This window comes from Nocardia sp. NBC_01329 (assembly GCF_035956715.1).
Taxonomy (GTDB): domain Bacteria; phylum Actinomycetota; class Actinomycetes; order Mycobacteriales; family Mycobacteriaceae; genus Nocardia.
In genome coordinates this window covers 2,773,853-2,787,963 of the sequence record NZ_CP108381.1, presented here as the reverse complement: position 1 = coordinate 2,787,963, position 14,111 = coordinate 2,773,853, and the positions used below count along the sequence as shown (strand labels likewise).

Annotated in this window: 17 protein-coding genes and 1 pseudogene; 4 read left to right on the top strand and 14 right to left on the bottom strand. The window is 67.0% G+C overall.

Features of this window, described 5'->3' with window-relative positions; genetic code table 11:
- Window positions 1-2: 2 nt before the first annotated feature.
- A complete protein-coding gene (locus OG405_RS12505; RefSeq protein ID WP_327151797.1) occupies window positions 3-1,088 on the bottom strand; it encodes an NAD(P)H-dependent amine dehydrogenase family protein in 1,086 nt (361 codons plus the stop codon).
- Window positions 1,085-2,116, bottom strand: coding sequence for a Rieske 2Fe-2S domain-containing protein (locus OG405_RS12500; protein ID WP_327151796.1), 1,032 nt, complete (start codon window positions 2,114-2,116; stop codon window positions 1,085-1,087). The genes OG405_RS12505 and OG405_RS12500 overlap by 4 nt, the downstream gene beginning before the upstream one ends.
- 229 nt (window positions 2,117-2,345) lie before the next feature.
- On the opposite strand from OG405_RS12500, the gene OG405_RS12495 reads away from it, so the two are divergent.
- Window positions 2,346-2,945: a TetR/AcrR family transcriptional regulator gene (locus tag OG405_RS12495; RefSeq protein WP_442790751.1), complete on the top strand. Its 600-nt coding sequence runs from the start codon at window positions 2,346-2,348 to the stop codon at window positions 2,943-2,945.
- Between the two features lie 24 nt (window positions 2,946-2,969).
- On the opposite strand, the pseudogene OG405_RS12490 reads toward OG405_RS12495, so the two are convergent.
- Window positions 2,970-3,272 (bottom strand): annotated as a pseudogene (locus tag OG405_RS12490) (heat-shock protein HtpX); the annotation flags it as partial.
- A 203-nt stretch (window positions 3,273-3,475) separates the two neighbouring features.
- On the opposite strand from OG405_RS12490, the gene OG405_RS12485 reads away from it, so the two are divergent.
- Window positions 3,476-4,318, top strand: coding sequence for a metalloregulator ArsR/SmtB family transcription factor (locus OG405_RS12485; protein ID WP_327151794.1), 843 nt, complete (start codon window positions 3,476-3,478; stop codon window positions 4,316-4,318).
- Window positions 4,315-4,914, top strand: a complete 600-nt coding sequence (locus tag OG405_RS12480; RefSeq protein ID WP_327151793.1) for a dihydrofolate reductase family protein — start codon at window positions 4,315-4,317, stop codon at window positions 4,912-4,914. Before OG405_RS12485 ends, OG405_RS12480 begins: the two co-directional genes overlap by 4 nt.
- Here OG405_RS12480 and OG405_RS12475 read toward each other — a convergent pair.
- The 11 genes from OG405_RS12475 to OG405_RS29200 form a co-directional block, all read right to left on the bottom strand.
- Entirely contained in the window at window positions 4,896-5,789 is an 894-nt protein-coding gene (locus OG405_RS12475; protein WP_327151792.1) for a MerR family transcriptional regulator, read from the bottom strand. The two genes, OG405_RS12480 and OG405_RS12475, sit on opposite strands and share 19 nt — an antisense overlap.
- A 102-nt stretch (window positions 5,790-5,891) precedes the next feature.
- Entirely contained in the window at window positions 5,892-6,389 is a 498-nt protein-coding gene (locus OG405_RS12470) for a DUF6764 family protein (RefSeq protein ID WP_327151791.1), read from the bottom strand.
- A gap of 149 nt (window positions 6,390-6,538) precedes the next feature.
- Window positions 6,539-6,763 (bottom strand): hypothetical protein, encoded by a 225-nt coding sequence (locus tag OG405_RS12465; RefSeq protein WP_327151790.1) that lies wholly within the window; start codon window positions 6,761-6,763, stop codon window positions 6,539-6,541.
- 270 nt (window positions 6,764-7,033) lie between these two features.
- On the bottom strand, window positions 7,034-7,525 hold the full coding sequence (locus OG405_RS12460; RefSeq protein WP_327151789.1) for a YybH family protein: 492 nt from the start codon (window positions 7,523-7,525) through the stop codon (window positions 7,034-7,036).
- A 210-nt stretch (window positions 7,526-7,735) separates the two neighbouring features.
- Window positions 7,736-8,062, bottom strand: coding sequence for a hypothetical protein (locus OG405_RS12455; protein WP_327151788.1), 327 nt, complete (start codon window positions 8,060-8,062; stop codon window positions 7,736-7,738).
- Between the two features lie 325 nt (window positions 8,063-8,387).
- Window positions 8,388-9,134, bottom strand: a complete 747-nt coding sequence (locus OG405_RS12450; RefSeq protein ID WP_327151787.1) for a sterol desaturase family protein — start codon at window positions 9,132-9,134, stop codon at window positions 8,388-8,390.
- Entirely contained in the window at window positions 9,131-9,856 is a 726-nt protein-coding gene (locus tag OG405_RS12445; protein WP_327151786.1) for a FadR/GntR family transcriptional regulator, read from the bottom strand. The genes OG405_RS12450 and OG405_RS12445 overlap by 4 nt, the downstream gene beginning before the upstream one ends.
- A 114-nt stretch (window positions 9,857-9,970) precedes the next feature.
- The gene (locus OG405_RS12440; RefSeq protein WP_327151785.1) at window positions 9,971-10,444 is read right to left on the bottom strand and encodes a hypothetical protein; all 474 of its coding nucleotides are present in this window, start codon (window positions 10,442-10,444) and stop codon (window positions 9,971-9,973) included.
- Complete coding sequence (locus tag OG405_RS12435; RefSeq protein ID WP_327151784.1) at window positions 10,417-11,034, bottom strand: LLM class flavin-dependent oxidoreductase; 618 nt, start codon at window positions 11,032-11,034, stop codon at window positions 10,417-10,419. Before OG405_RS12435 ends, OG405_RS12440 begins: the two co-directional genes overlap by 28 nt.
- A gap of 4 nt (window positions 11,035-11,038) precedes the next feature.
- On the bottom strand, window positions 11,039-11,860 hold the full coding sequence (locus OG405_RS12430; RefSeq protein WP_327151783.1) for a DUF1684 domain-containing protein: 822 nt from the start codon (window positions 11,858-11,860) through the stop codon (window positions 11,039-11,041).
- Between the two features lie 351 nt (window positions 11,861-12,211).
- A complete protein-coding gene (locus OG405_RS29200) occupies window positions 12,212-12,391 on the bottom strand; it encodes a hypothetical protein (RefSeq protein ID WP_442790704.1) in 180 nt (59 codons plus the stop codon).
- Between the two features lie 829 nt (window positions 12,392-13,220).
- Here OG405_RS29200 and OG405_RS12420 point away from each other — a divergent pair.
- Window positions 13,221-14,039 (top strand): DUF1206 domain-containing protein, encoded by an 819-nt coding sequence (locus OG405_RS12420; protein WP_327151782.1) that lies wholly within the window; start codon window positions 13,221-13,223, stop codon window positions 14,037-14,039.
- Window positions 14,040-14,111: the final 72 nt, after the last annotated feature.

Here is a 14,111-nt window from a genome sequence, read left to right as displayed (position 1 = left end):
CTTCAGATATCGAAGCGACCGGCGAAGGCCCGCAGCGGCAGGTCGGCGCTGGTGATGATGCCGGGGCGGGCCGCGACCACGGACCTGATCGAGTTGAGCGCGGGTAAACCGGTGACGGTCATTCCGATCGAGGCGAAGTTCTCGGGGTTCGACAGGTCGAAACCCTTGCGCGGGAAGATCATATGTTTGCTGTAGATACTCGGGTCGCCGGTGATCTGGGTGATGTAGCAGCCCTGGATGTTCCAGGCGGGGTCGGTACGCGGGGTCATCTGCCATTCGAGGTGGGATTCCACCCGCGGGACCCCGTCGACCATGCCCTGATATTTGATGTAGTTGGCGCCGAGTGAGCCCTTGGGCAGGACGTACCAGCCCAGATCGACATCCTCGGTGCAGGCGCCGAGTTCGTAGTGGAAGGCGACCTCGTCCAGTTCGAGATCGAAGGCATCGGCCATCAGGTACACCGAATCGGCGAAGACCGCGGTGTGCTTGTGCAGCGAATCGGGAATGGTCGGGTCGTCGACCGGGCGGCCGTAGCCCACGGCCTTCCAGGTATCGACCGAATGGTGACAGGACACGTCGACCGATTCGGTGACGGTGATGTTCTCGATCCGCGCGACATCCGCGGTGTGCACGATGCCGAGGATCTGGGCCAGGCCCGGATTCATCCCGGTGCCGTAGAACGTCGAATCGCCTCGCTCACAAGCGGTTTGGATGATCTCGCTGACCTTACGTCCCGACGGGTGCGGGTGGTTGCTGTCACGATGGAACCCGGTGATCCAGTCCGCGGTGGTCACCACGTTTATCCCGGCTTCGAGCACCTTCTCGTAGAGGTCTTCATCAGGGAAGACGCCGTGAAAGGTGAGGACATCCGGCCGTGCGTCGAGGATCTGTTCGACCGTGCCGGTGGCCGTGACACCGACCGGCTCGATACCGGTGATCTCGCCGGCATCCCGGCCGATCTTATCCGGGGTGTAGCAGTGCAGTCCGACGAGTTCGAGATCGGGATGGTCGCGGATCCGCCCGACCATCTCGGTTCCGAGATTGCCGGTGGCGACCTGGAAAACCCGGATCTTGCCGGAAGCGCTCATGGTGTGGGCCTTTCTGTCTTCGTGGCGTCGGGGTAGAACTGTCGCGCCCATTCGCGCAGCGCCCGGAACCCCTCGAACTCCTTGCGCGACAATGCCGGCGGGTCGGAATAGCGTTGATGGGACCAGATATGGATATCGGCCTCGAACTGTTCGATCACGAAACCGGCCATGGCCTTGCCGTAGGTACCGATCTCCGGGCTGTCGTCACCTGGCTTCCGTCCGATCCACACGGTGAAGCGGACGTCGGAGGTGGACTCGTCGACCGGTGTCACCGCGGGCATGGTGCGGTTGTCGATCATGCCCCAGCTCTTGGTGATCGAGCAGCCCAATCCGGCGTTGATCGATTCGACCCCGCTGTCGACCTGGTCTTCGACCGAGCTGTTGACCTGGTCTTCGACCACGCCGTCGTCGAAGGCGATGGTGAAATCGACGTAGGAGACGGGACCGGAGAAGTCGTGGCGGGTGAACTCCGGGATGAACGGGGTCTTGTGCACATACTTGAAATGCGCGAAGTCGACACCGTTCTCCATCACGTATTGCGGATGCAGTTCCAGTCCCGGCCGGTACAGCGTTGCGGCGGGAACCGGCGGGTAGTAGTGCTCGGCGTTGCGTCCGTCACCGAACGCCTCGAAGATGTCCGGTACTTCGAAATGGGGTGGCCGACCCTCGATGTCGTACCAGACCCACACGCCCTCGTTACGTTCGACCACCGGGTAGCTGCGGATGCGGCGGCCCTTGTTCGGATAGCTCTCGTACGGGATACAGACATTGCGCCCCTCCCGATTCCACTCCCAGCCGTGGAACGGGCAGACGAGGTTCTCGCCCTCCACATGGCCGCCGTAGCCCAGATGCGCGCCCAGATGCTCGCAGTAGGCGTCGAAAACGGCGACCCGGCCGGACGCCGATCGCCAGGCCACCATCTCGCGGCCGAAGTACTTCATCCGGTGCACCGCGCCGACGGTGATCTCACCGCACCAGGCCACCTGGAACCAGCCTGTCGGCTCCATCGGCAGTGGTGGTTTCGCCATCGCGATCCTCCTGGCTTTCGAGGGCTGTCGCGGGCGCGGCTACGGCACCGAGACGCCTCGGGATATGACGTCGGTCACCCGGCGCTCCTGAGAATAGAACCCTCTGTGAAAGAATACAAGAGAGCTATATGAAACTGGATTACCCTGGTCAGGGCAGGTAAAGTGGGATCTCGTGACTGAGGTGGGCGGGCGACGCGCGAACAGGCGTGGGATCCAATCCCGGGAGAGCATGCTCGAGGCGGCGATCGCCTCGCTGGCCACCGGTGATCCCGCGGCGGTGTCGGGAAACCGGATCGCCCGCGATATCGGCGCCACCTGGGGAGTGATCAAATACCAGTTCGGCGATATCGACGGCCTGTGGGCCGCGGTCCTGCGGCATACCGCCGATAAACGCGGCGATCTGCCCGCCGGAATCAACCCGGACGGCACCCTGCACGAACGGGTGTCCGCAATGATCGGCACCATGGCGGGTGGGCTGCGCAGGCCGGAATCGCTGGCCATCGAAACCCTGCGTGCCGCCCTGCCGCGCGAACACGCCGAACTGGAACGCGACTATCCGCGCACCGCCGCGGAGCTCGCCTCGTGGAAACCGAACTGGGACAAGGCCTGCCAGCGCGCGTTCGTCGATATGGGGCTGGATCCGGTCAAGGTGCGGCAGGTGGCCGCCCTCATCCCGGCGGCGATGCGCGGTATCACCTCCGAGCGCACCCTGGGCACCTACGGAGACCTCGACGACGCGCTCGAAGCGCTGATCGGCGGCATAGTGGCCTACCTGGAAACTCCGGGACAGACGGCCCGGGGATCGGGCCCGCCCAGGCCCGGCACATAGTCGGGCCGGGTCTGAGGCCGGGCGTCAGGGGTTGGCCACAGCCAGCTCGGTGATCGGAGCTCGGACTCGGACTCGGTCGCGGATCTGGTCGCGGATCGGGCGCACCGCCTCGACTCCTTGTCCGCCCGGGTCCGGCAGGTCCCGTCCGCGGTAGTTGATGCCGGGGAACACCGGGCAGGTGTCCCCGCACCCCATGGTGATCACCACATCCGAGGATCGCACCGCCTCAGGAGTGAGGAATTTCGGCGACTGGTCGGTGATGCCTCGCGCTGTTCCGGTGCCCGCAGTACGACTTCGTATGGCCGGCAGAGCCGGCCATGACCCGGCTCATCCGGGAGATCGAGGGACTCGCCGCCGCTGCCTGCGCCGGGATTCATCAGAGGGCGAGCCGAGTTCGTCGCGTCTTGCCTGGTCCGCCGTGGTCTACCCGGAAGCAGGGCACTCGCCCTGGCGACCCTTCTCAACAGTGCCTTCTCGAGAATAGAAAATATTCCTTGACTTGAATATTCACTTCAGTGAATACTTAGGCAATGGATCGGATCGCATCAGCATTGGGAGACGGGGCGCGCTGGCGGCTCGTCGAACTCTTGGCCGAACATCCCCGTTCGGTGGGCGAACTCGCCGAGCTGACCGGGTTGCGGCAACCGCAGACGACCAAACACCTGCGAACCCTCGCCGAGGCCGGCCTGGTCACCGTCTTCCCGTTGGGGCAACGTCGCGTCTACGCGATCGAGACACGGCCATTGGAAGAGTTCGCTCGTGCACTGTCGGCTCTGGCCGAGTCTGCCGATGCGCACGTCGGCGAGCGGGATGTGATCGCGCGCTACCGGGCCGCCATCGAAGCCGAAACCGCGGCGGCGGAACATAATGGGTGGGCCGACGGACGCCGGTTCTCCTTCGCCCGTGTCCTTGCCGCGCCCCCGGAGATCATCTGGCGGTACTGGGTCGATCCACACCTGCTCGGGACCTGGTGGGCGCCACCCTCGATGATGATCACCGACTGTGTCCTGGAACCGTGGCCGCAGGGGCGCGTCGTCCTCGACTACCGCGATGCCGAAGGGCGGCGGTACCACTCCGAAGGCCGGGTCGCTGTGGCGCACGAGGCCGAACGACTCGAATTCGGCCTGTCGGTGCTGGGCGAGGCAGGGGCTGTCCTGTTCACCGGTCGCTACGACCTCGTCCTGGTCGCAACCGGAGAAGGTACAGAGCTGCGGCTCGGGCTCACCATCACCGATACCGATACCGAAGCCGTGCCTTTCATCGCCGGAACGGACACCGGCTGGCAACAGGTATTGGACGAACTCGCCGACGCAGTCGGCGAACACCGGCACGCCCGCGCAACGTACGACAACGAAAAGGATGCACAGAGATGACCGACTCCACTGGACGTACCGTGACCGCGAATATCTGTCTCACCCTCGACGGGCGCTACAGCGGACCTGGCGGGCCCGGCGATATGGGCGCGATCGTCCCGTACGCGGCGACCGAGGTGGCCCGCCGTCACCTGAGCCGCATCTGGGAAGGAGCGACCACGGCGCTGCTCGGCCGCCGCAACGCGGAGGGGTTCCTCGGCTACTGGCCGTCGGTCGCCACCGACGAGGCCGCCGACCTGCGCGACCGCGGCTATGCGAAATGGCTGGTCGATGTCGAGAAGGTCGTTCTGTCCTCCACATTGACCGAGGCGCCCTGGGCTCGCACCCGCATCGTCGATGCTCCGGCCGTCGACGTCGTGCGAGAACTGAAGGCCACCGGCGTCGGCGATATTCTCGTCAACAGTAGTTCGAGTGTCATCAAGCCGCTCCTGCACGCGGATCTGCTCGACCGGCTGTATCTCATGATCACTCCCGAGATCGCGGGTGGCGGCCGGCGTCTGTTCGACGACGGCCTTCCCGCGTCGAAATGGTTTCCGACGCATCAGGATGCCGGTGAGCGGGGCGAGTTGGCCCTGGTCTACGACCGTGTGCGGTAGGGGCCGCGCGGGAACGTGCGCCCCCGGAGCCGATCGATCAGTTGGAGGGCGTCGTCGAGGGAGGCGACCCGCAGCGCCCCGGCGGGTGCGGTGTGCACCGCCCACCCGGGCCCGGCCAGCAGGAGCCGTGCCGGGGCCCGGCTACCGGCCTGAACCGGCTCCGGAGGTGCGGTCCGTGCCGTCTGGGACCACAGCACCACCACCGGAGTGCGGGGCTGTCTGGCGACCGCGTCGGCGAGGGCGCCGCTCGGTACCGAGGCGCCGAGAAGTACAGCGGGTATTCCGGTCTCGGCGAGGGTGGCCCGCAGTACCTCCAGTGGAAGTACATGACCCTCGCCGCCGGTGCAGGCCAGTAACACCGGAGTGGCTCCGGCCGGGGCGCGGACGGGTGGCACCGTGCGGTGCAGGGCGATGGTGATGGCCCCGGACAGCGTGTGCTCCACGTCGACGAGGCCGTGCCCACGGCGCTGCCGCGCGACCAGGTCGGTGAAAGCCGGTCGGCACAGGCTGTTCCAGGTGGTCACGACGCCGAAGTGGGCGATATGGGTGGCGACGATGTCCAGCAGTTCGGTGGCGTCGAGGCGATCCGCGGCGGCCGGCAATGGTTCGATATTCCCCGGAGTGGGTCGCTCGGCGGCCGCGGCGCGCGCCGCTTTCGCCGCATTGCGTGGCCCGACACCGGCCCGGATCAGGTCGACCATGCGTCGCAGTACCACCACATCACCGGCGGTGTAGTGGCGGTGTTCGCCGGGCCGACGTGAGCCGGGACCCAAACCGTAGCGCTGGTTCCAGCTGCGCAGTGTCGCGACCGGGACACCGAGGGATCCGGCCACCGCACCGACTGTCAGTTCGACCTCCGCGCCGGATTCGACCACTGTTCACGCCTCTTTCGCGACCCGCGCGACCCGGCGGCCGGTCCGCGGGAAACGCGTCTCGTCACGGACGCCGTGCCGCCGAAATCCGCCCATGGCCGGTGATCAACCCATCGAGAGACATCCCTGCCAGGTCTGGAAGTCCCCCGCGAAGGCGGGGCCGCCGGTACAGGTGGGTGCGGACGTCCCGGTGACGTCGACGGACGCGCCGGGTCCGGCGATACCGATGGACAGCCCCGGGCGCTCGCCCAGGGCGGAAGCCCGGGCGTCCGGGCCCAGCGCGATCGCGGCCGGCCCGGAGAGGAATTGCGAGGTGGATGTCGCGGTACCGCCGTTCTGGGCGATCGCCAGCGACAGGCTGGTCGGCGCGGCGTCGGCATCGGCGGTCCCGTCGAATCCGTACGCGGCGGCCGCGCCACCGGCATCGCTGGTAGCCGAACAGTTCGCGCCGGCGGCACCGGTCTGGACCACGGCGGCTCCCGGTGCCGGGCACATGGCGGGTGGCGCGGCCGTCGCGGTCGGACCGGCGAGCACGATCCAGGCGGATGCCGCGCCCATTCCGGCGAGCAATCCCAGTGAACGCGCAGCAGTGAAGTGGAACATGACGGTCTCCTCGTTCTCGATTCGGTTGCCGGTCGCCCCGCTTCCCGGTGCGATCGGTCGAGCTGAAATATCCGTCAGTAGCTATTCACACTACGCGCCAAACGATGCAAAGGCGATGCATCCAACAACGGTTGACCGGTCGGCTTCGTTCAGGCCCCGCCGTCGGCGCCCCGGTGGTGAGCCCGGGTCGAATTCGCATGCCGCCAGGACGCCGCGACCGCGCCGAGTAGAGCTGTGAGAAGGATCAGCGCCATGAAGACCTGCCCGTGCACACCGAGCACGAAAAAAGTCCGATCGGCGAACTCGGGATCATAGGTCGCGGTATCGGGGAACAGCAGCGCACCGGCCATCCCGAGCCACGGGGTGGCCCCCACCGCCGCAGCGCACAGTGTCCGGCCACGTCTTCCTGTCCTGCTGGATCCGGCTATACGGCCTGCTGTGCATGGAAGTCCTGCACCAGCTCGACTTCGCCTACTCCGACCTCGAACCCGTCTACGAAGAATGCCTGGACGACCTCACCGGCATCCTCGGCCTGGTGCCACCGACCGGCTGAGCAAGCTACCCGCGCCCGGCCCTCGTTCGGGCCCAGGGTCAACGGACGATCCCGGAATGGGCCGGTAACGCAACCGAGGAACCTTCCGCTGTCACTCGGTCGAGGAGTCGACCGGGCGGGGGCGCCGGCCAGTGGGTCGGCCTTCGGCCGATCCGGCGACGTTGGTGTTGTGCACCGAGCAGACCCACCATGACCCGTTGCGCTCGAGCAGGACCCAGGTGCCTCGGTTGGCGATGGAGAACTCTGCGGTGTGCAGTGTTTGCTCGACATTGACGACCGCGTGTTCAGGTGTCAGGAGACGCAGGGCGAGTAGCTCGAAGTGGGCTCGCGCATCCGGGCTGTCGCCGAGGACTTTTCGATGGTAACTGTGCATCTCGTCCCAGCCCCGGAAGATCGCTCCCGCCGGCGTGATGAAGACGACGTCTTCGGTGAACGGCTGGTCGAAGGCCGCTGCGTCCTTGGCCTCCAACGCCGATTCCAGTGTCCGGAAAAGGGCTTGGATCTCGACAGTCGTGGCCGTGTCAGCGTCGGAGATCCCCGCCGTGGGCCGGGCGATGGACGGGGCGTGCTCATGAGAACTCACTCGTCGCACGCTACGCCGCCACCTTCTCACCTCGGCCGTCCGGATGGCCCGGGCAGGTGCCGGAACCCTCTCCGGCGGGACACGGCATCGAACCCGGCGGCACGGCCTTTCGCCATCAGCATCCGGGAGTTCGCCGCACTGCGCCGGGCATTGGCCGAGGTTTCCGAAAAACAGAAATGATCTGGTTCCGGGTTGTAGCCCGAGCCGGCGTCAGGCTTTCATGGAGTCGTCGATGACCTCGGCGCCGAGGCATGTGTTCGGATCGAGGCGCAGATCCTCGGGATCGATGCCGACGAGCCTGCGCCAGCGGTTCGCGAAATTCGATATTCCCCAACTGTCCAACCGGGTGTAGGCCTCGGTCAGATCGGACCGGCACAGCAGACCCGCCCGCCGGGCCTCGGCGACCGATTCGATATACGCGGTCTCGGCCGACATCAGCTCGTCGACCACGCGCGCCTGCTCATCGAGCAAGCTTTCGACGCGGCAGGCGACGTCGTGCGGCGCCGTGCTCGTGTCCTGACCGGGAATTCGTTGCATACGCCATCCTCGGAACTGCTCGGTGGAACCTGCGGAAGGGCCGGCTGCCCGGCGGGTGCACATCGAACCCCGCACCACCCGAACGCCGTGAAGCTCGTGGTCTCACTAGTACCCTGTGTCCGCGGCGGTCTCACCACCGGTACCCGTCGACGGTGATCTCGGCGAGATTCCCCGGGTGGATTCCTACTGCTTTCGGGCCGGATCGTTTCCGGGTTCTACTCGCCCGAGTTCGGTCCAGCCCGCCCAACCGCGGGTCTTCAGCAGCTCGATCAGCCTGCGTGCGGCCCCCGCCGCGCCGCAACCGACCGGGGCCGCCGGCCGAGAATTATGCGGCCTGCGGTGTGTGCAGGGCCTTCGCGGTGGGGGAGTTCGGAATCTGCGCGGGATCGGGGTAGGTGCCCAGGATCCTGTCCGCGGTGCCGGCGGTGGTGACGGCGAACCAGTAGTGCTCGTTCTTGAAATGGTGGAGGCGGTGGTTGCGGCGCACCGCGCGCAGGATCGCACTGTGCGGCTGATAGTCGGTGTGCACGAGTAGATGGGTCCATTCGTACACCAGTCCCAGGGCGCCCACGGTGGCCAGGAAGGTCAGGCCCAGTCCCGGCCGCGCGAAGGCCAGGAATGCGATGGCGAGCAGGGCGGGTAGTAGCCACAGGAACGTCTGCCACGGGATGAAGACGAGTTGCCGGATTCGCGGATCGGCATGGTGCTCACGGTGTTTACGCGCGAGCAGCGAGTCGATCCGCCATCGGCCGAGGGTGCGTGGCCGCCAGTGCAGGACACAGACATGAATGACCCACTCCGTGAACGGGAAAGCGGCCACCATGAGTACCGGTACCAGGGCGTCGGTGAGCTGCCAGTCGCCCACCGGAATCCGTGCCGTCACGGCGGCGATCAGGAGCACGGTGATCACCCAGGCGGAGGGGGCGTGGAGGAACGACCGGAAGACGTCGGCGAGTGTCTCCTGTTTGCGGCGGGCGGCTTTCGCCTCCTCGGCGGCCAGACGCTCCTGGGCGAGCTGGTCGATCTCGGAAGAACGGGTGCGTCGCGCCCGCAGTGGATGCGAGAGGTTCATGGCGTGGTCTGTTCCAATCGGTGCAGGAAGGTGTCGAATTCCGCGGTGGCCAGAGACAGCAGCGATTCGGCCGTGGCGCGGGCCGAATCGGCGTCGCCCGCAGTAACAGCCTCGGCGAGAGCGCGGTAGCGGTCGGACTGCCCCACCTCGGTGTCCATGACTGCGGTCAGAGCCGCCATGGCGGGTTCGTAGACCGTGCGCAGCTGGTTGAACAACAGGCGGTAGACAATCGAATCGGCTGCGTCGACTAGGTGATCCCAGAAGGCGAGGGCCGCGTGCTGGCGTGCCAGTGGATCCTGCGCAGCGGCCAGGGTGTCCACCGCGGTGACCAGTTCGGCCCGGGCATCCGGGCCGTCGCGCCGCGCGGCGAGCCCGGCGACTTCGCGCCCCAGTGATGCCCTGGTCTCCAGGATGCTGCGCACCACGGAGTGGTCGAGCCGACCTCCGCGCAGGATCAACCGGGGCAGGAGTTCCAGGCCGCCGGAGCGGCGCGGATCGCGGACCGTGGTGCTGCCGCCCTGCCGGATTTCCACCAGACCGGCGCGCGCGAGCCGCTGTACCGCCTCGCGAACGGTGGGCCGGGAGACGCCCAGCGCCTCGGCCAGCTGTCGTTCGGCCGGCAGGGTCGAGCCGGGGGCGAGTTCGCCGGTGAGGACGTCGTCGACGAGCTGGTCGAAGATCTCGTCCGGAACCGACCGGCGGGCAATCCGCTTCAGTGCCATGTACCGGACAGTAGACCGCCTATTGGTAAGAGGTCAAGTGGTCGGACCAGTTCTGATTCGGCGAGAGCTCGTGGTCGTGCGACCGGCGGGTACGGGGTCAGGCGGATCGAACCGTCACCGGTCCGGTGGGCGGCTGCTCGCAGGCTGCCGACCCAGCGCCGGTGCGATCAGCTCAACGGTGTCGTGCAGGATCTGCTCGTAATCCTCGCGATGGAATTCGTAGGGCAGTTCCAGCCGCAGCTCCGTGATCCCGGCGAGGACCGGATCGGTGCGCAGCCGATCGATGATCTGCTCTGCGGGGCCGACCAGATCCGGGGAGAACAGGACCCGCCGGTCGCCCTGCGGGGCGAGAGTCCGCTCGTATCGCCCGGCCGCGTACCGGCGGTGGCGCTCCCGGGTGGTGCGGTCGGCGCTGTCGAACGGCACGATCACCTGGCCCACCGCGACCCGGGCTGGACGGGACGGGACGATTCGGCGCCGGTACTCGTCGATCAGGGCACGCTGCTCGGTGCCGAAATCGTCGCTGTGCTCACCGAACACGATATTGCCGGTGAGCAGGTTCAATCCGTTCTCGCCCGCCCAGCGCACCGACCGGGTGCTCCCACCGCCGTACCAGAGCCGGTCGACCAGGCCGGGATCGTGCGGTTGCAACCGCGGCCGTTGTGTATTGCCGGGTGACTGGATGACCATGTCCGGGTCGCCCAGATAATCGCCGCGCAAGTTGGCGATGAGCCGCTCGATCCGCCCGTAGGAGAGCGCTCGATCCGCCCGTAGGAGAGGTCGTAGCCACGCCAGTCGCCGTCGAAGACGAGATCCCCGATCAGCTCGGCATGCGGGGGAATTCCAGCGCTGAAGCCGGGTTGCAGGCGCCCCCCGGACAGAACGTCGGCCATCGACAGATCCTCGGCCAGCCGGAACGGACTCTCGTAACCGATCGGGATCACCGCGGTGCCCAGCTGGATACGGCTGGTCCGCTGACCGGCGGCGGCCAGGAACACCGCCGCCGACCCTACCCCGTGCTCGAGATGGCGCTGCCGGATCCAGGCACCGTCGAAACCGAGCCGTTCACCGAACTCGAACAGGCGGAGAGTGTCCTCGAGTCCGGCCGCAGGATCGTCGTCGGGATAGTTGCCCGGAGTGAGGAACGACAGATTCTCGATCGGTGATGTGGCGCTCATCGGGTCAACGCCGCTCGTAGGGAATCTGTTCGCCCGCCTCGACCGCGATCGGCAGCCGGTTCTCGGCCGGTGGCAGCGGACAGGTGGCCAGATCGGTGTACGCGCACGGCAGGTTGACGGCTTGGTTGAAATCCAGGGTCACGGTACCGTCGGCCGCCGGCGGCGGTAGTTGGAGCACGCGGTTGGCGGCATAGGTGGTGACTCCGGATGTCGCGTCGGTGAACAGCAACGTCAGCGCACCCGGCGCTTTCCCGGGAAAAGCAGTCAGTGCTGATGCCTGCCCGTTCAGCTCGAATTCGACCCGGCCCGGTGCGGCGTAGACGTGCTCGAGACCCTCCACGGCCGCACCCACCGTGGTCGGCCGGGGTTCGGCGAAGGCGGTGTAGCTTCCCACGACCACCCACTTCGGATCCGGAGCGTAGGCGGGGGTGCCGTGGAAACCGGTGCGCAACGGGTTGTCCGGGTGGCGCGGCCGGACGATATGGTGTCCGCCCCGCTTGGCGACCTCGACGACGGCCTCACCCCATACCGCCTCGACTCCACCGCGTTCGGGGATGATCCCGAATCGGTAGGTGCCGCGCGCGGACGTCCCGTCGATCACCAGTTCTTCGCCGTCGTCGAGGACCACAATGACACCGCCGGGCCCGGTGGACCAGGCGCCGGGCGCGTCGGGGAAGCGCTGCGGCGTCGTGGTGAGCCAGTGCAGCGCGGTCACCGCCAGGAATCCGTGCGGATCGGCCAGGCGCGCCTGCTGCTGCCCGTGCCAGTTCTGCCAGTCGATGGCGAAGGCGTCGTTCTCGGTCGCTTCGGCCGCCTGTGTTGTCATGTGGTGCTCCTCCGAGGTCTCTCGGTCGCCGGACCGGTCGCCGATCTCGATCCAAGCGCGTGTATCCGCAACCGGACAGGATTGCGATCATCCGGAACGCAAAAGGCCACCGCTGGAATCGCGACGCTCGCGCACTGCCCGAGGGGCTGTGGCCGCCGTGTCGGCTGCGGTGTGCCGGGTACCCGGGATGTGATTACGAGTTCAGCGTCCGGGGATCTCGCCGGTATCGGCCCAACGGATATCGTGGCCGGCGCCGAGCAGTGCGGCCGCGACCGTATCCACGTCGACGACAAAGGCGGGGTGGGCTTTCCGGGCTGGCCGGAAGTTCTCCTCCGGACCGATACCGGCGGACTACGGCGCGGCGAGCCGGTCCGGGAACTCAGCGCGATCGTAGAGCTCGGTTTCGGTCAGGCCGTCGATGTCGTCCACGATGAGATCGCGAAGGTAGACGCCGGAGGTCCTACTTCGCTGGGCGAACGGTTCGTGTAGATAGTCGTCGCCGCGCGCACCGATGAACCCGCGCTGGGTCACCACGGTGATCCCGAGACGCCGGAGTGCGCCGAGGGATTCGACCGGAACGACGGCACCGTGCTCGATTCGGTCGCCGAAAAATGCCCCCGCATCGGGCCGGTCGTGCGCCGACGTCCGTGAGATCGGGCGGGCCGGTATCGGGTAGCCGCGACCTGAGCCAGGCGTCCGCGCGCCAGAGTCGCCCGGTGGCACGGCCCGCGGCATCGCGTTCGATACCCGGTTCGTCCGCGACGCGGCTGTCGGTGATCGCCGCGATCCGGTCGGTGTGCCGCCGGGCGATCGTCGCTCCGGACCCGAGTGGTATCAGTGCCGGACCGTCGGGGAATCCGGTGAGTGCGGGTATCCACTCTCAGCTCAGTCGAGCACCCGAACCGCTGTCGCACCCGAACCGCTGTCGCACCCGAACCGCTGTCGCACCCGAACCGCTGTCGCGCCCGAACCGCTGTCGCACGCGGGGTGCTCACTCCGGAGGTGTCGGGCACGGCGCCGATGTTACTCCCGGCCGATAATCATGCGCATAGATCTCGACGAGCCGCTGAACACGCATAATCAGTTTCAATCAGCTGAGTCGCGGTGGGCGATTCGGCTGCGGTGACCTCGGACTGAGGGCAGGACACCGGTGGCGCTGTTGCGCCACCGGTCGGAAGCTTGCGTACCGTTTCACCGCTCTGTCCCCGGGTATCTGCTGAACGTTACGTTCACTCGAGGAGGCCTGGCAGCGAATAGATCAGTGCGAGAAGTGGTTTCGGTTCGACGCTGAACCGGAGCGGGTTCTTCGCGCCTGGTCGGCGCTGCCCGTTCGCGCGCCTCCGCTACGAAAAGAGGCCAGATGATCGAGATTTCCACATCCGGGCCGAAATCCGCGGTGAACCGAGTCACCCGTAGTCGCGTATTCGAGCGGTTCGCCCGTGCCGGTTTCGTGATGGCGGGGATCGTGCACCTGCTGATCGGCTACCTCGCGCTGCGGATCGCCTTCGGCGGCGGGGGCACCACCGACCAGTCCGGTGCCATGGCCGAGCTGGCCGCCAAACCCGGCGGTGTCCCCGCTCTCGTCGTCGGTATCGCCGCCTTCGTCTTCATGGCGTTGTGGCGTCTCACCGAGGCGGTCCTGGGTTCGCGTACCGGTGGTCGCGACGAGGATCGTAAATCCGAGCTGTTCCAGCGCGGCAAGGCCTTCGCCGTAGCCGTGGTCTACTTCGGCTATGCGATCACCGCGTTCAGTTTCGTGCGCGGCAGCGGTAAATCCAGCGGCGGCCAGAACGCGGGATTGTCGGCGCGTCTCATGGAGAGCACCGGCGGCAAGATCGTGCTCGTCGTCGCGGGTCTGGTGATCGTCGCCGTGGGCGGATATCACATCTACAAGGGTGTCACCCGAAAATTCCTCGAGAAGCTGCACACCGACAACGGTCTCGTACGCAAACTGGGCACGGTCGGATACCTCAGCAAAGGTTCGGCCATCGCGGGGGCCGGCGTGCTCGTGATCGTGGCCGTGAACCAATCCGACCCCGGTAAGGCCAGCGGTCTGGACGCCGCGCTGAAAACCCTGGGTGCGCAGCCGTTCGGTCCCGTTCTCCTGGTAGTGGCAGGGCTCGGGATAGCCGCCTACGGGCTCTACGATCTGGCCTGCGCCCGCTACGCGAAGATGTGATCCGGAGGCCGCGAGCGCTACGCCCGCCGATCGTCCCGTTGTCTGCCGCGTGTAGTCCGAACTGCGCGAGGC